15 protein-coding genes are annotated in these 17,517 nt (G+C 37.4%); 6 read left to right on the forward strand and 9 right to left on the reverse strand.

Features of this window, described 5'->3' with window-relative positions; genetic code table 11:
* Positions 1 to 198: 198 nt before the first annotated feature.
* The 5 genes from AC3WV0_RS14440 (at position 199) to AC3WV0_RS14460 (ending at position 5,315) form a co-directional block, all read left to right on the forward strand.
* Positions 199 to 1,197, forward strand: a complete 999-nt coding sequence (locus AC3WV0_RS14440; protein ID WP_488846797.1) for a DUF2931 family protein — start codon at positions 199 to 201, stop codon at positions 1,195 to 1,197.
* An 89-nt stretch (positions 1,198 to 1,286) separates the two neighbouring features.
* Positions 1,287 to 2,324 (forward strand): DUF2931 family protein, encoded by a 1,038-nt coding sequence (locus tag AC3WV0_RS14445; protein WP_488846798.1) that lies wholly within the window; start codon positions 1,287 to 1,289, stop codon positions 2,322 to 2,324.
* Between the two features lie 132 nt (positions 2,325 to 2,456).
* A complete protein-coding gene (locus AC3WV0_RS14450; RefSeq protein WP_488846799.1) occupies positions 2,457 to 2,885 on the forward strand; it encodes a hypothetical protein in 429 nt (142 codons plus the stop codon).
* 309 nt (positions 2,886 to 3,194) lie between these two features.
* Entirely contained in the window at positions 3,195 to 3,902 is a 708-nt protein-coding gene (locus tag AC3WV0_RS14455) for a response regulator transcription factor (RefSeq protein WP_488846800.1), read from the forward strand.
* A 3-nt stretch (positions 3,903 to 3,905) separates the two neighbouring features.
* Positions 3,906 to 5,315, forward strand: coding sequence for a sensor histidine kinase (locus AC3WV0_RS14460; protein WP_488846801.1), 1,410 nt, complete (start codon positions 3,906 to 3,908; stop codon positions 5,313 to 5,315).
* A 64-nt stretch (positions 5,316 to 5,379) separates the two neighbouring features.
* Here AC3WV0_RS14460 and AC3WV0_RS14465 read toward each other — a convergent pair whose 3' ends face one another.
* Complete coding sequence (locus AC3WV0_RS14465; RefSeq protein ID WP_488846802.1) at positions 5,380 to 8,097, reverse strand: TonB-dependent receptor; 2,718 nt, start codon at positions 8,095 to 8,097, stop codon at positions 5,380 to 5,382.
* A gap of 509 nt (positions 8,098 to 8,606) precedes the next feature.
* On the opposite strand from AC3WV0_RS14465, the gene AC3WV0_RS14470 reads away from it, so the two are divergent.
* Positions 8,607 to 9,488: a cupin-like domain-containing protein gene (locus AC3WV0_RS14470; RefSeq protein WP_488846803.1), complete on the forward strand. Its 882-nt coding sequence runs from the start codon at positions 8,607 to 8,609 to the stop codon at positions 9,486 to 9,488.
* A 50-nt stretch (positions 9,489 to 9,538) separates the two neighbouring features.
* On the opposite strand, the gene AC3WV0_RS14475 is transcribed toward AC3WV0_RS14470, so the two are convergent.
* The 8 genes from AC3WV0_RS14475 to AC3WV0_RS14510 form a co-directional block, all read right to left on the reverse strand.
* Positions 9,539 to 10,081 (reverse strand): RNA 2'-phosphotransferase, encoded by a 543-nt coding sequence (locus AC3WV0_RS14475; protein WP_488846804.1) that lies wholly within the window; start codon positions 10,079 to 10,081, stop codon positions 9,539 to 9,541.
* 68 nt (positions 10,082 to 10,149) lie between these two features.
* Positions 10,150 to 10,836 (reverse strand): SIR2 family NAD-dependent protein deacylase, encoded by a 687-nt coding sequence (locus AC3WV0_RS14480; protein WP_488846805.1) that lies wholly within the window; start codon positions 10,834 to 10,836, stop codon positions 10,150 to 10,152.
* Between the two features lie 77 nt (positions 10,837 to 10,913).
* Positions 10,914 to 11,387, reverse strand: a complete 474-nt coding sequence (locus AC3WV0_RS14485; RefSeq protein WP_488846806.1) for a macro domain-containing protein — start codon at positions 11,385 to 11,387, stop codon at positions 10,914 to 10,916.
* Complete coding sequence (locus tag AC3WV0_RS14490) at positions 11,387 to 12,511, reverse strand: adenylosuccinate synthetase (protein ID WP_488846807.1); 1,125 nt, start codon at positions 12,509 to 12,511, stop codon at positions 11,387 to 11,389. Before AC3WV0_RS14490 ends, AC3WV0_RS14485 begins: the two co-directional genes overlap by 1 nt.
* Positions 12,471 to 13,319, reverse strand: a complete 849-nt coding sequence (locus AC3WV0_RS14495; RefSeq protein WP_488846808.1) for a hypothetical protein — start codon at positions 13,317 to 13,319, stop codon at positions 12,471 to 12,473. Before AC3WV0_RS14495 ends, AC3WV0_RS14490 begins: the two co-directional genes overlap by 41 nt.
* A 925-nt stretch (positions 13,320 to 14,244) precedes the next feature.
* Entirely contained in the window at positions 14,245 to 15,318 is a 1,074-nt protein-coding gene (locus AC3WV0_RS14500) for a hypothetical protein (RefSeq protein WP_488846809.1), read from the reverse strand.
* A 400-nt stretch (positions 15,319 to 15,718) separates the two neighbouring features.
* A complete protein-coding gene (locus tag AC3WV0_RS14505) occupies positions 15,719 to 16,309 on the reverse strand; it encodes a hypothetical protein (protein ID WP_488846810.1) in 591 nt (196 codons plus the stop codon).
* A gap of 299 nt (positions 16,310 to 16,608) precedes the next feature.
* Positions 16,609 to 17,304, reverse strand: coding sequence for an NUDIX hydrolase (locus tag AC3WV0_RS14510; RefSeq protein WP_312902874.1), 696 nt, complete (start codon positions 17,302 to 17,304; stop codon positions 16,609 to 16,611).
* Positions 17,305 to 17,517 lie beyond the last annotated feature (213 nt).

The following is a 17,517-nucleotide window of genomic DNA, read 5'->3' on the forward strand; positions in this document are numbered from 1 at the left end:
GGAATTTAAGATAGCTTCAGATAACAGTTCTTTTGAAGTGTTATTAGATAATCATCCTGTACCAACGGATAGCATCAGGGTGTTTAAAACCAGTGATAAGTTCAATGATTCTTACAAGTAATAGATGTGGGAAAAATGGATAAAATAAAAATGCTGCTTTACTTATTTGTATTTACCAATTTAATTCACTGCCAAGAAATGAATAAAACACCAGAATTCCATGTAGAAATATGTGCTCCAGCAAATAAATACAGAATCGAATTTGTATCAGATCATATCAAAACCTTAGAAGCTACCCCTGCTGGTCTGCCTTATGGTGGCACTTCCGGAGATTGGGGGCAATCTGGAAAGCGCTGGACAGAGCAGCATGGCACACCTATAGGTGCAGATATCACCTATTATGCAAAATATGAGGATGCTTTTTACCACCTGGATGCCGATTTTCCTGTAGAAAAAATAAAAGATTATATGGAACGGGCGTATGCCAACGGCGAAGCACTTCCCGAATTTCATAAAGAACCATTACAGAAATACAAAAAATCAGGCAGATATGAAGAATTTGCATATCCCATAAATCCCTATAATAGCTTTAGTGATTTGGTATTTGGCTTTGCTCCCAAAGGAATGGTAGTGGTGTGGCTGCGTTTTGGAGCTGGGGTGCAGATAGAATTAGGACGTTATCAGGCAGAAGTAATTAAGGATGACATAGAATTAGAAAAAAAACTTTTTGCGTCTTGGTCTATGAATAGGAGAGAAGTAAAAGAAAGAGATTTTATCCCCAATGCCTCTCCGCAAGACTGGGATAACTACAGGGCAAGGTATAATTATGCTGCTGTTTTCACTTCAGAAAACAGAGGGTTGCGGCTATTTAGAATGTGGATGGATTTTTTCAACGGAGAAGAAGAAGTGTTTTACCGCCCCTGGATTAATGAAGCCTCTTATGAAAAAAGAGCCATCCCCAAAGAATTGAATTTCACTTGGGAAACAGGCAAAGATCAACAGTATACGGGATACGCATACTTTAATTGGGAAAAGACCAATGGTGTTTTTAAAAAAGTAGGCAATCAAGCCAAGCTAGAATTTAAGATAGCTTCAGATAACAGTTCTTTTGAAGTGTTATTAGATAATCATCCTGTACCAACGGATAGCATCAGGGTGTTTAAGACCAATGATAAGTTCAATGATTCTTACAAGTAATAGATGTGGGAAAAATGGATAAATTAAAGAAACTTTTATATGGTACATTATCACTGCTGTTTTGTACCCAACTCATACAATGTCAACAAATGAAAGAAAATGATCCAAAATTAGCCTTTGAGGTAGAAATATCCTCTCCAGCTACTAAATACAGGGTAGAGCCTATTTTCGACAAAATAAAGACTTTGGAAGGTATCCCGGCAGGTTTGCCTTATGGAGGAAGCTCCGGGACATGGGGTAATTCAGGAAAAGGCTGGACAGAACAGTACGGCACTCCTATTGGAGCTGATATTACCTATTATGCAGGTTATGAAGACACTTACTATCGTTTGGATGCAAACTTCCCCATAGACGCCATCAAAGATTATATGGAACGCGCCTACCCAAGGTGGGATGACCAATATGGGGGAACACAGGAATACAAAATACTGGGAAGGGGATATGAAGCAGGTAATTCTGAACCTAAAAAATCATACGACAGCTTTTCAGATTTAGTCTTTGGTTTTGCTCCCAAAGGGATGGTAGTGATATGGTTACGTTTTGGTACTACCCAGATAGAATTGGGAAGATACCAGGCCAAGGAGCTTACCAATCCTGCAGAAATCGCCAAAACCAAAGAAATGCACATGAAAATGTATCGCATAGACCCTGAACGGTATGAGGAGGAAAAAACTATTTTACATATCTCCGATGCATCCCCCCTGCAATGGGATAATTACCGGATCCGATATAATTGGCGTCCTTTAGTAACTTCGGAAAATCCCCACTTTGAAGTGATGGAGATCATGAATAAGTATTATAATGGGGAGCAGGAAAATATGCTTCGCCCTTGGGTTTCAAATCCTCCAATAAGGGAAAGAGCAATTCCTCAAGAATTGTATGTATTCTGGCAGACAGGCAAAGAGGATTCAGAACGTCTTCAGGCAAATATTTTTTTCAACTGGGAGGAAGTTAATGAAGCTTTCAAAAAAGCCGGGAATACAATAGATATGCAGATAAAGATTTCACAAGACAATAAAGAAGTAAGGATATTTTTAAATAATCAACCTTTAAAAATCGATAGTATCAGGATATTCGGATGGACAAACAGTATGTTGAAAGGTAATTGGTTTAAGGATTTAAAATAATATTAAAAATGGAGATTTGAGTAAAGGTAATGGAGATTTGGAAGCCAAAGTTACTAAAGGTGCATATTTGGACGTCAAAGCGGGCTCATGGCCAGTAGGAGTACCTTCAACTTATAATAAATATATACCTAAATGATGAATAATATTAAAAAAAGTTTTGTAGTAAGCATAGTTTCTGTAGTTATAGGAACGATACAAATGACGTTTTTCCTGCCGGATGGAGTTTCATGTATAGATGGTAAAAGTTCTTTATTTGACAGTATCCTTTTTTATATGCCAATTCAACTCATTATAGTTTTTGTTTTGACATTAATCAATAAAAAAAATATTAAATATTTAGTTTTACTATTTGTCTTACTTTTTTGGGTATTAATTAATAAAATTGAATTTGAAAATAGACATGCTTGTTGGTCTACGTTTTCAAATGTAGAGATAATAAAAGCTGTTTTAATAAAATCTTCATACACATGTATGCTTTGTATTTGTGCTTTTTACTTACTACTTAAAAAATATTATTTTCAAAATAAAAATGTATACAGTAATGATAAAAATGAAATATAATATATATAACCTACACCTAAACTGGGTGATAATAAATTGATGAAGTTTTATGGAATCCTAAAGGCGCATCTTTACCACCCATTTCTGGGGACTCTCCGTAGGGGCTTTTAGAAAGCGGAATATTATTTGAAAAAGAAAAAAACCAAAAAATAAATGGGAATTTCAAACCTTTTACCTTTTATACTGATAAGCTGGGGAATTATTGGGGATGATTATTTTAGGCACAAGGAAATAAGGAAAGCTTTTACACTTTAATCCCAAAAACCCAGTTCCGATCTTTTTTCTATTTTTGTATAATTCCTTACTCCAATGAAAAAGATTATTCTCATCGAAGACGAAACAAGCGTAGTATCCTTTATCAAAAAAGGACTTCAGGAAAACGGGTATGAAGTTTCCGTGGCTTTTGATGGGAAAACAGGTGTTCAGCTCGTACAGTCCAGCGATTTCGACCTCGTCATTCTGGACATTATGCTGCCGGAAATGAACGGACTTGATGTCTGCAAAGAAATCCGGAAAACCAATCAGTATGTCCCTATTCTTTTCCTGACCGCACTAGGAGCCTCAGAGAATATTGTACTGGGACTGGAAAGTGGTGGCGACGATTATCTTGTAAAGCCCTTCAAGTTTATTGAGCTGGTCGCCCGTGTAAAATCTCTTTTGAGAAGAAGCAATAACGGAAGTGCTCCCGAAACTCCTGAGCCGGAAGTAGATCAAGAACATATTTACCAGTTTTCAGATCTTATCCTGAACGATTATACCAAAAAGGTTACCCGAAACGGGGAAGAAATCTCACTCACCTCGACAGAATATAAACTGCTGCTGTATTTCCTGAATAATCCCGAAAAGGTAATTTCCAGAGCGGAAATTCTGGATGCCGTATGGGGTGTCAATTATGAACTGGGAACCAATGTTGTAGATGTTTACGTTAATTATCTCAGGAAAAAACTGGATAATCAGGAAGATAACAAACTCATCCATACCGTCATCGGAATGGGATATGTTCTAAAAAAACCATAACGGATGTTCAACAAAGTCATCACCAATCAAACCAAGACCATGGTTCTCCTGATGTTGGTTTTTACAGCCATCATTCTGCTGTTCAGCGGTCTGGTGTATTTTTCGATTGTCAACTTTTCTCATCAGAGATTTTACGAGCTTTTAAAAATCCGTACCACCACCATCATTCAGGTTGAAAAAAGCAAGGATGATCTGGACCTCCCGGAAAACTATATTCTGAATGGTCTAAATGACGAAGAGCTTCCGATGGAGCGCGACTATGTTTTCGCCGTTCCTGCCGATTCCAATTTCAATAAAATCTCTCAGGAAATTCATATTCCGACATCTTTTTTCAAGAATATCGTAAGAAATAAAGAGGCCAACTATAATGACAAGGAATTTTATTACATAGGCCAGACGTTCCGTCATGAAGATAAAAACTATATTGCAATTGCTTCGGCCAAAAATCATTATGTGGTTTATTATCTCGGCTTTCTGAAGAGAACATTAATAACCTGTATCGTTCTGTCGCTGTTTTTCAGTATGATCTTTTCTTTTTATTTATCTAAAACTTTGTTTAAACCGATTTTAAAAATCACAGGTAAAGTAAAGGAAATCAGCTCCGAAAACCTTCATCTCAGACTGGAACCTCAACCCGACAACAAAGAGCTCAACGAGCTGGTAGAAACATTCAACGATATGCTGAACCGTATCGAAACTTCGTTTGAAACCCAAAATCACCTCATCGGAAATGTCTCACACGAGCTGAGAACTCCACTTACCTCCATCATGGGAGAAGCAGATGTTGCCCTTTCGATATCAAGAACCAACAGCGAATACAAAGAAACCCTTGGAATCATCCTGGATGAAGCCGAAAAACTCGATAAAAAGATCAAAGCATTACTAATGATCGCGCAGACCGGATTCGACGGTAAAATCCAGAAAATGGACAAGGTAAGGATAGACCAGCTTCTCTGGGACGTGATTGAGACTTTACGAAGGATTGATTCAAGAAATAATATTTATCTCGACATCAGCATGCTTCCTGAAAATCCTAAAAAACTAAAAGTGCAGGGTAATGAGCAGCTGCTTCATCTTGCCGTTACCAATATTATTCAGAACGGATGTAAATATTCAAATTTCCAGCAGGTAAAAGTATCCCTTGGAGCGACCGATAATGATGTCTATATCATCATTAAAGATAATGGAATAGGAATTCCTCAACAGGAAATGAACAAGATCTATGACCCATTCTTCAGGGCTTCCAATACCCATAATTATGAAGGCTACGGAATCGGACTTCCTCTGGCCCGGAATATCGTAAGAATGCACCATGGTGAACTTATCGTAAGCTCTTATGAGAACCAGGGAACGACCGTACAGCTGCGTTTCCCAAATTTCTACAGCATGATGCAGGAAAATAAAGAGATTTGACAAAAAGTCTTAAAAATGTTATATAAGAAAAAACCAACCTCAGTGAGATTGGTTTTGCTTTTTTTTATTTAAAGTTGAATTTTACGGTAAACATTACCTGACTTGGCCGAAGCAGTATTCTCGTAAATCGGGTATCCGTATTACCAATTTCATAGGTTTCGAATACTTTCTTATTAGCTATATTCATCCATTTTAATTCAAAATCTATTTTCTTTTTAGCCCACGTAAATTGGTAAGATAAGTCATAAAATCCATTATGGTAATTCTGATCAACGGCACTCGTATTCACCTGATCCCAGTTGAATCCGATCGTATGATTTTCTATAGGATAGAAGAAAAGACCTAAATTGTGGGTAAATCCTCTTCTGCTGGCATCTGTAGATGCTCTACCAGAACTTGTTTGCTTAGTTTTGGAAAAGCTAGCATTATAATCGATACTCATCCAGCTGAAATACGTATTGTTAAACTTTAAGCCAACTGACTGCCCGTTATTTTTATTTGTGTAAAAAGCATTATTGAGGAAAAGGTCAGATTTTGTAGTATTATTGCTGTAGCTTACGGAAGCATTGGTTTTAAATTTTGGGAAATATTTTCCAACTTCTGCACTGTATCCGCTAGACAATACATGATTATCTCTCTCTAAGTATTCCATAACAGTATATCCCTGAACGATGGTTGGATTAGAAATAAGGTTTCTCTTCGCATCAGAATATCTGTAGTTGATGTTAAAGAATAAATTATTGAGTGGATTTCTATATTCTATTCTTGTTCCTGCAGATTTGTTGTTATTCTGAGGTATCGGATTGTTTGCGTCCATCGCATTGATTCCGTTGGGTGATGTCATCATAAATCCTGAATAGGCGGTATTCACCTCTCCAAAGTTATTGTTGATATTCGCATTTACTGAAGCTTTCCAGAAAGAAGCAAATGTATACTGTGCAAAAATACTCGGCTCAAAAGTTACCTTGTTCACATCTTTTGAAACGGATCTTGCAGGATCATCTGCCTTTATATTATTTGAATTTACTGGGAAATTTGCATAAATCATCCAGGAATCATTTTTATAATTCACGCCGACACTCGCATAAGGCGTTGCTGTAGTATAGGTAAGATCATTGCTGTAAGCCGAAATCGGAGTATAGACCGGGTTAGGATCATCAATAGCTGGCAGATTGGTCAGTACATTAGAAAGATCGGATACCAGATTTGTTGATTTAAAATTAAATCCTATTTCCGGAGTAAATGTCCATCCTTTTGTAGAGAAACCAATGTTCGCAGAATGGTTGGCTTCAAAAGTTTTCAGTCTCATATTTTGTGTAGCAAGACCCGACGTGTATGGTGTAAAGAATCCCGGAATCTGCAGATACGAAGCAGGCGATACTTCCAGGGTCTGCCTGTCGTTCTGATAGCTGATATAAGATAATACATTCACCATTTTCTCTTTCCACGGAACAATCGTACTTAGTGAGTTCTGGAATGAAGTAGTAGGAGACTCAACGGCTTCCTCTCCATTTCTGCCAGAATTTGGCAAAGTGCTATTTCTATCTACAATTGCCCGGTCTGCATTCCAGTATTGAGAAAAACTGGTTGTATTTTTAAAGAAGCCTTTTTTCGCATTCTTGGTGAAGATCAATTCTCCTTTTGCCTTATCTGTATAAAAATTATTACGAATATTCTGGAATACTGTTGTAGCGGGTAATTTGTCAGTAGCAAAAATCTCTTGTTGGATATAAGATTCCCTTTCCACTGCGTTATTTGTATAATTCGCATTGGCTTTCAGTTCCCATTCTTTCTTTTTATCGATGTTGGTAAGATAGTTGGCAGACACATAATGCACGCTGTTCATCAGGTATCTTTTTACCGGGAGATTGGGTGTGCTTGCATTTTCCACATTCAGCCAATCGTTTTGGGAAGCATTGATTCTTCTACCCTCAAATCTGTTTCCGAACGCCAATATATTTCCTTCATTTTCTACCTGTTCGCCGGTATTATTGGTTTTGTAATTAACAACCCACTGGCTTTTCTGCCCGAAAAACATAGGCGTTAATTTGATATTCCATAAAAAAGGATCTGCTCCCACTCCTACTTCACCTCGACCCGTCATGGTAACAGAATTTTTCAATTTGATGTTGATGGCAGCCTGATCAGAAGGCACTTTATCCTGAAGAATCTTTACAGGCTGGTGGTTTTCAAGAACCTCAACTTTCTGTACCGCATCTTTCGGAAGAGAGTTGTTGATTGTTCCGTATCCGCCTTCCATCAGGTCTTTCCCGTTTACGTAGAACTTATTGATGGCATTACCCTGATAGAGGATGGTACCATCTGTATTTACTTCAATGCCAGGGATTTTCTTCATGACGTCGGCCAGCGTTCTGTCGCTTTTGCTGTCGAAAGCTTTCAGGTCGTAAGCAATGGTATCGCCTCTTGCTGTGATCATTTTTGTTTTCAGCTTCACTTCTTTGATTTCGGTTGCTTCCCCTTCCATCTTGAAGTTTACGGTCTGGTCGCTATTGCTGATCTGCCTGGTTAATGGTCTTTGATTGAACGCCTTTACTTTGAGGTCTACATTAGACTCTGCAGAAGTAAAAGTTACTTTATACTCTCCTTTGGAGTTGGTAATTGCATAGGCAAGAATGGCATCTTTGCCAGGCTCTTCTATGGTTACACTCGCACTGGGGATTGCCACGCCGTCTTCATCCGTGATCTTCCCCGAAACTGTTTTCTGTGCGAAAGAAAATGCGGAGAAAAGCATCATCAGGAATAAAGTAATTCTCAATTTCATAATTTACTATTTACCCAATTAGTTAATGGTTAAAGCTTTTTGTTACACAATTTTAAAGATTGATTAATTTGAGAAAAGTTAAAAATTGCTTTTTATCACTATAAACACCGTTATAACTGTTTTCTTTTCCTTAAAAAATATTATAAAAAAATTTGTTTTTTGCCTAAAAAGAAAAATTTTACATAAAACCAAGCTCTCTGTTTTTTTACTTTCATGATATATTTCTGATAAAGAAAAATATTTCTAAAATGATTGCTTCCGTCATATTTTATCAACTTTTTAACAATTAGCTTTATAAAATAAAGTTTTTATATTAGCATGAAAATGAATCTTTTTTGTTCATTATTGTGTTTTTGCCCTGTAATACTTTACAGGGCGTTTTTGTTTATATTTAAATTTTATTTAGAATAAATAACAAAAAAATGATTTGAATCATAAATTAAAAAAACCTTAAATCCGTTAACATATATTTTTATTTAATAATTTTGTAACATTAAATTTTAAAACAAATGGGAATCAATTTAAAGCCTATTGATATTGTTGATGATATTACTCAGGAAGAATTCATTGAAAAATATCTTAAGCCCAGAAAACCTGTAGTGATCAGGAATATGGCGAGAAAATGGCCCGCATACCAGAAATGGACCATGGATTATATGAAGGAAGTAGTTGGAGATGTGGAGGTTCCGTTGTATGACAGTTCCAAGGCTGATCCCGCTGCTCCCATTAATGCTTCTGCAGCAAAAATGAAATTCGGAGACTATATAGATCTCATCCAGAGAGAGCCTACAGATCTTAGGATTTTCTTATTCGATCCGATCAAATTTGCACCCAAACTGTTGAAAGATTATATTTCTCCTAAAGACCTGATGGGTGGCTTTCTTGATAAATATCCCAATATGTTCTTCGGTGGAAAAGGTTCTGTAACATTCCTTCACTTTGATATTGATATGGCACACATCTTCCATACACACTTTAACGGAAGAAAACATATCCTTCTTTTCGATTACAAATGGAAAGAAAGACTGTACCAGATTCCTTATGCAACGTACGCCCTGGAAGATTATGATATTGAAAATCCTGATTTTACAAAGTTTCCTGCATTAGACGGCGTAGAAGGAATAGAATGTTTCCTTGAACATGGAGATACGCTATTTATGCCGACCGGCTGGTGGCACTGGATGAAATATCTTGACGGCAGTTTCTCAATATCCTTAAGAGCCTGGGACAAATCGTGGGCCGTAAAAGCACACTCCTTATGGAATCTTACCGTTCAGCGTAAGTTTGATGATATCATGAAGAAGAACTTCAAAAAGAAGTATATGGACTGGAAAGAGAAAATCGCCGTGAAAAGAGCAGAAATTGCTTTGAAAAGAGGACTACCGAAATAAAAAATAATGAAAGACTGCCTGAAAAGACAGTCTTTTTTATATCGATTATTTTAATTCTTAATATACTGTGGATCTACAAAATCCGTGAGCCAGACATTGTTTTCTGATAGGTAAAATAGAATTCCGTCTTCATACATTTTCCCCGTCATTACTGTAAAAAGGAAAGGCTTTCCATGTCGCATACCTACTTTTGTGGCTGTATCTTTATCACTGCTTAAATGTACATGTTGCCGGTTTCGCTTTTCAATCCCTTTTTCTAAAATAGAATCTACATTGATCTGCGCTGTTCCATGATAGAGAAATTCCGGTGGCTGCTTTGGTCTCAAGGCTAAATCGATGTCAATCGAATGTCCCTGATTGGCTCTGATCTGGGTTTTATCTTCATTGAATATGAATCTTTTTTTATCATTGGTTTCTACGATCTCATCCAGTTCTTCCAAGGTAAAATCTCTACTCTGCTCTGCACATTTCTCCCGTAACTCTTCAACATTTGCCCAACCTTTTTCATCTAATTTTAATCCGATAACTTCTGGTTTATGTCGTAGAACCAAGCTTAGAAATTTGCTTATTGTTTTCTTGTGCTGCTCATTCATACGTTATGTTTTTATAATATTAATTCAGAAATAAACTCTAAAAATTCCGGCTTTAACCTTATTTTCCATCACGCAAGACTGACAAGCTTATCAAACAACAGCTTCATGCCTCTGGTAGCGGTTTCTTTCATTACAACGGCTCTTTCTCCATAGCCGAAGCCTGTTTCATTGGGATTAATGACAATTAAAAGACAATCATCTTTAATGGCATGAATCAATCCTGCTGCCGGATACACCTGCAGAGATGTTCCGATGACTAAAAATATATCGGCTTCTTTGGCCAGTTTTGTGGCCTCTATCATTAAAGGGACTTCTTCTCCAAACCAAACGATAAAAGGTCTTAACTGTGCCCCATCTTCCGCTTTATCGCCTATTTTGATGTCATGTTTCTGTTCATAAATCAAAGTTTTATCATTACATGAGCAGGATTTGAACAATTCACCGTGCAGATGTAAAATGTTTGTAGAACCCGCTCTTTCATGAAGATCATCGATATTTTGTGTAATGATCTGAACCTCGAAATACTTTTCCAGCTCTGCCAGCAATTGATGGGCTTCATTTGGTTCAACTTCATGGAGCTGGCGGCGGCGCTGGTTGTAAAAATCCAATACCAGAGCTCTGTCTTTACGCCATCCTTCCGGGCTGGCAACATCTGTGATGCTGTGATTTTCCCAGAGTCCATCGCCGTCTCTGAAGGTTTTTATTCCGCTTTCGGCACTGATTCCTGCGCCGGTTAATATAGTTAGTTTTTTCATTGGTTTATTAATATATCTAATCAATTTAAATTCGGATTATTTTAATTATTCTTCTTTTGTTATTCCATTTGACCAATTTATACAAAATCATATACAAATACCTCAATATTCTGCTTAAGCAAAGTCTTTTCAATAATAGGGCCTATTACCTCCCATTTTCCACCAGCCAAACCACAACCAATTCTTGGCATATGTATACTTGCATTTAATTGTAAAGCTTCATCAGTAAGTTTCTTCAGGCAGTTTTCAACCGCATCATACCTTATCGGAGCTATTTCTTTTGAAGTAGTGATGGTTTTATGTTGACCGATCATATTACATACCCATACATCTTCTTCAACCTGAATCATTTGGACTTGGCCAAGTTCAAAGTGCCTTCCGCCTTTAAACCATTTTCTATATTCCTCTTCAGGTTTATTCCATTTTTTAGAAACTGCCAGTACAAAACCCTTTCCCCAGCCGCCGGTATCGTTGCAGATATGAGCAATTATTTTATTTCCTACAGCAGACGGACTCGTAGCATCACCTTTTATATATCTAATCTCTTGCATTATGCTAATTTCTGATTAATCTTTTTAAAATCTTTCGAATACGGAGAATAGGATCCCCATACCGAATCAAACTTTATTTCAAATTTCTTCCAATTCAATGTTTCATCGATCTGATCCAGGCAGGTAATCACCAGATTTTTCCGATGGGCAGTTCCATATCCTTCATCTACAGTTAATGCATAATTCAATAAATCATAGTCCAGCTCCCCTATCCGGAATGCGCCCTGATATTCATTAAATATACAGGTTTCTTCTTCATTATTTTTCAACGACAGTTGCTTTTCATTACTCATCCAGCCATTTCCATGGCGTGTAGCATAAGCTCTGGTGACATAAAACATTTCAATATGTTCAACGCCTATTCTCCTGCATACTTCATGTGCATTTTTTGAAGTGGTATGAGCATATGTAACATTCGGAAATACACCATGATCCATATCGAGCAGAATTCCCTGGCTGCCTTCAAAAATAAAATGATCAAATGAATTGAGAAAGCCATAGCCCTGAATTTTCCAGTCTATCTGATCAATGGCATATAAAAAATCATCCAACGCTTTCTGGATCTCTTCTCCTTCTGTAAAACCGTAATAAAAAGCGATGCCTTTAAGCTTCTCAATCAGCATAGCTCTGGGCGCAATCATATCTGCTGCAAATAGCCTGTAGGGACTTTCATGCCGTTTCATGGTAGCTCCTATTCCTTTTCCGCAAGTTCCATGCTCCGTATTTCTGTTGTCTTTCCTGTTGTATAGAACATCAAAAGGAGTAGTTACTTTTGCAAGCGGATGAATATATAGGGTTGTGTTAGCATTTTTCTTTTTCAGTTCCTGATATTCATTATACAGAAAAACAGGTTGAATGGTGCAATGTTCCGTAAAATAAGACGACAATCCCCGTAATGCACCGCTGCAAAAACTTGAATGTATATGTTTACGGTCATCAATCATAACAGTATGTGCGGCCTGCTGTCCTCCTGAAAACCGGATGACAATGGCATCGGGATTTTTCGTTGCCAGAAAGTCGGTAGTGATCCCTTTACCTTCATCCCCGAATCCCAGTCCTATAACAATATCTGCTGTTTTCATTTTAAAATATCTGAATCTGATTCCATCCTTGCTGATCTCCATATCCGGCCTCTTTATACCTTTTGCAGACAATCTTCTTAATCACATACGGAACATCTCTGTAATCGGTAATAGAAACACAGTATTGCCCTAAAAGTTCTTTCCAGCCGCGATCTGCCCAGATCGCCTGATCTGAATGCAAAACACTGATATGATACACCTCGTATTTTTTTCTTGCTTCTTCCAGGAGTTCTTTATGTGTAAATGTCTGCTGACCTGTTCCCATAATCTCTCTGATGGCAGATGCAGGAAGTGTTTTTAGGCAAGGTTCATCACCTACGGTAAACAGCAGCCCTTTCAGATTTCTTTTTTCAAAAGCATCGGTTCGGGTATGAAAAGCGGCAAAATACCACGCTAAAAGATAGCTTTCTCCGGCATTTCCGCCACCTCCGGATTCGATATACGTTCGGGTAAGCCACATATCCAGTTCTTCGTCGCCAGACTCAAACTGGCCCACCTGCAAAGGATAATTATCGCACTCATGGTCTCCTATTCCCATGAAAAGAAGCGCTGCATCGGGAACACCGTCCTGGATAATGCCGCCCATCAGTTTAGGAAGCCCTTCCTGAATCAGGTTGTACGGAATATGTCCCATACTTCCGGTGACATCAAGTCCTAAAATTATTGGAAATGAGTTTGGATGTACGGATGAATCTCTGGCTTCCCGGAAAGAAATACCGTTAGGATTCATCGATTCATGTGCCCTCCTTTTAGCATTCTGAGTGAAAATTTCACCTGCACTTTTTGATGCATATCCCATCTTTCTTGCTCTGTCGAAACGAGCGTCCATGTCGTATCTTGTACTTCCCATAACTTAGATTTTTTTAGTTAAAGACTTAATTATATAATAACATTTTAATCAGAACTGATTTTAATTGCGTTATTATTACACAAATTTAAAGCAATATGATTTTAATCTCCAAATTAATTTGCGTTAATTTTACACTAAAATAGATAACCAACTGATTTACTGAGATTAAAATTTATTATCTGTTATGAATATGAATGTGATTTTATGATGTAAATTTTATTCACATGACTTAAATATCAATGGTGGCTAAGCGGAGCCGAAGCCACAGTGTACCGCGACCCTCGAGAATCCCAGGGGTCCGTCAACCGACTACTTTTTGTCGTTCCCTATAAATCGCATATTTACATACTCTAAAACACTATTACCCTTCTACCCTCCCACTCAAGCCGGCTGAGCGGAGCCGAAGCCACCTCTCCCACAAAAAAAACTCCGGCCAGGGAATCTTCCCCAAGCCGGAGCACCATTATACTAAAAGAAGGATTGCCAGTTCTTTCATTAGGAATCATTTTCACTGACTCAAATGATTTCCCTTTCATAATTCTGGCAAATTATTCGCAAGAGAAATTATTGCATTTTATCACAAGCCAGTTGCTTGCTTCCTAGCAAGCATCTTGTTAGCCTCGAAGTAAGACCCCTGCTTGCTACCTAACAATCACCTTGCTTGCACCGAAGCAAGCCTCTTGTTCTTATTCTATCGTAGAGATACGCTTTGATTTTATGGAGAATGTTTGACATTGTTGTTTTTTTAAATGGTTAAATTTGTTATTTAGACTCTGACAGGATTATCAAATCTGTCAGGTTATGATTTATTAATTTTCTTGTTGTCGAATTGCTGGCTAGAGTGTCTAGTTCATACCCCAAACCCTGTCCGAATCTTGCTTTAAAACCGATACGAGCGAGACTCTCGCGCCAGCGTGGAATATTTCTAGATAATCTTTTCAACAACGAAAGAAACATTATTGTTTGTACCACATTGGACATTCCCACATGTATAAAATGTGAATCTATACATTGTTTTATTTGTAACATCAGTTAATATCCCTTGAATATAGGTGGCATGGTCTCTAATCCCAAATCCCATCAGATTCATCCAAGTACTATTAAATGAGAAAGAAGCACCAGATGAACCATAGCCATTATTGTTATATCCCCATAAATATCTGTATGTAGCATTTATGGTTCCACTAGCTGTACTAATCTGTATATATGCGGTCACAGTATTATTAAGATTCGCAGAATTTGCATTGATCACTCTAAATTTAATATTATCAATTGAAATAACAGGACTTGTATCTCCAATGTTAGCAGGAGTATCCACAAATGAACCTTTTAGTGCAATAGGTGTAGTTGCAGTATTTAACTGATCCCAAAACGGAATACTATTTGTCCCGATATTCACTTCATATTTATTGACATCCAAATTATAAATCAAAGATCCTTTTGGTGGTAAAACTAAGGCATCCCTTTGAGTTGTAGACATTCTTGGGGCTACAAATGCACCAACAGTAGAATTAATATCTAGGGCTGCTGCTGGATTAGCCGTGCCGATACCTATCGATCCATTATCCTTCATGACAATATCTGTTCCGGCATTCCTTGCAGTTCCGTCGGCTTTAGTTCCTAATTTTACAAGACCGCTAGTGGTGTCATTGATCCAGGCATCATTGGTAGTATCTCCTGTTGCTGTCATTTTTTGCCAAACACTACCGTCAAAATAATAATATCCTTCTGCGGTAATATTGGCTGTCTTGGTACTTGGAGAAGCAACTGCCGAAAGGGCATAGACGATAGCTCCTTTTTGGGCGGTATCATATTTTCCATCTTTTCCTTTAATGTCAACCCCTTCCAACCTTGGGGCAATTAATCCTTCAGCGGTAGTGCTGCCAGTTGTTTTGGCAGTAATATCAAGGGTTGCTTTGGGTGAGGTGTTATTAATCCCCACCTGGGCTTTAATAATGAGGCTGATGAATAGAACAGCCAGTGTAATAAAATGTTTCATTGTTTTGTATTTTATATTGTTGTTATATTTTTAATTTTGAACACGAAGCGCACAAAGTTTTTTTATCTATGATATGCTTTTGAGTTTCACAAAGGCGTTCTACTTATAAGAGTCCGCTGAGTCTATCGTCACTTCGAGTAGATTTTAAAAAAATCATATCGAGAAGTTTATGAGTTGGAGAATCAATTTCATTCTCGATACATTTTTTCTTCACTTTGTTACGAAAAAACACTCGAATTGACGAAACACAAATGGTACTGATAGTTGAACACTAATTTCACAAATATTATGTGGAAATGCTTTGCTTAGATCCCTACGGGATGACAAACGGAGTGCAAAGGTGTGCTGTCACATTAAAGCATCCGTGTTATTGTGCGTAGATATTTGTGCATATTTGTGTTTAAATAATTCGTGTCATTTGTGTTTGATAAAATGTCGCAAATATGGGAGGAGGGCGGCTGAACTGATTGTAAATAATTTTTAAGAGGTTGAAATGGTTGATAAGGGGATATAAAAGTTTCTTTTTAGCATGATTTGCGCCTTCGAAAACTCTCTGAGCGGAGCCCACCATTTGGTGGTGGTGTTTTACCTGAAAAGAACTTCCTAAAACAGCTGTTGATAAAGAATTATTTGAGTTTCCAAGATAATGTGAACTCTTTGGAACTGTAAAGCTCACCTGATCTGATCCGGTAAAAGTATTTTTGCTTATGGAAGAAGATTTTAGCTTAAAGAAAGACTTATGTTTAGTCGTATCATACTGTCTTACTATTGCTTGATTCTCTTCTGACAGGAATACAGTATTGGAGATCTCAACCGGTAATTCAACAAACAAATAAGAATCTTCGGAGATAAAAATTGTTGAATCGGAGTAATAAAAGGGAGTCTGGGAACTAATGAAAATAGCAATGAAAAATACCTGCAAGCACAGCATCCTTACGCTAAAACGCAGGAAATGAGGGAGCTGGGAAAGGGTCATCATTTGTAGTTTCATTGTGCTTAAAAAAGTAGTCACACTTAGACTACTTTTAGTGCCAATGATTTAAGAATCAATATGTTTTTCTTTTTTAGGGTAAAAACGATGGCAGTTTCTTTTCCTCTTAAGCGCCCGATTTTTAAAGGGATCTACTGTTTCAAATTAATTAACATATTAAAAAACAAAGGATTATTATTTGGAAGTAATGATAATTTGTTTACATTTGTCACAGAAAAAGTAGTCTAAGTGTGACTACTTTTTTTTAATCGATAAGATGTATTTAAATCTTTAGAATATTCATGATCGCTGAATATTTCTTATTTAATTTCAAAATAAAATCCCTGCTCTTCCAGTTCTTTATATTTTTCCTGATTAAAGGTAAATAGCTTTCCAGGCCTGCCGCTTCCTTCTTTTTTGACGTTTTCAGTTTCATTTAACAGTCCATAGCTCATGATTTTTTTCCGGAAATTCCGACGGTCGATTTCCTGTCCGATAATGGTTTTGTAAAGATTTTCGAGATCTGAAAACGGGAATTCTTCATTCAATAAATTAAAACCAATCGGCTGATATTGGATCTTGGTACGAAGCCTCTTTAAGGCCAGATCAATTATGTCTTTGTGGTCAAAAGCCAGCTCCGGGAGATTGTTTATGCTGAACCATTGGGCATCGTCGGCATCTGAATCGGCAGTGAGCTGATGATAAGAAGGATTTACGAGTCCCAAATAGGTTACAGAAACTACCCTGTTCCGGGGATCACGACCGACATTTCCAAAGGTGTAGAGCTGCTCCAGAAAATCCGGTGTAATTCCGGCTTCTTCATGCAGTTCTCTTTTTACAGCATCATCCAGGTTTTCATCATCAAGAACCAGTCCGCCCGGAAGTGCCCATCCGCCTTTAAATGGTTCAATATTTCTTTTAATAAGAAGAATATGAAGGTCTTCTTTGTCAAAGTATCCGAAAACGACGGCATCTACCGCTACTTTTATATCCTGTAATTTCTTTGGAGTGTTCATTGCCAGATTTGCGTTGTGAGTACACAAAATTACAATTTAAACAAAGACGGTCAACATTAAAATGAAAATTCTGTGAAATCTCTTTAAAATTCCGACCATTTTTTATGTTTTGAAAACCTTGGCAGGATCACCTCCTGCAAAAAGGATTAGAATGGCAGTAATCATATCTCGAAGCTCCATTGTAATCCGCCTTTTTGCGGTTTTGTAGCCTAA

It is taken from the genome of Chryseobacterium sp. 27AL (assembly GCF_057815395.1).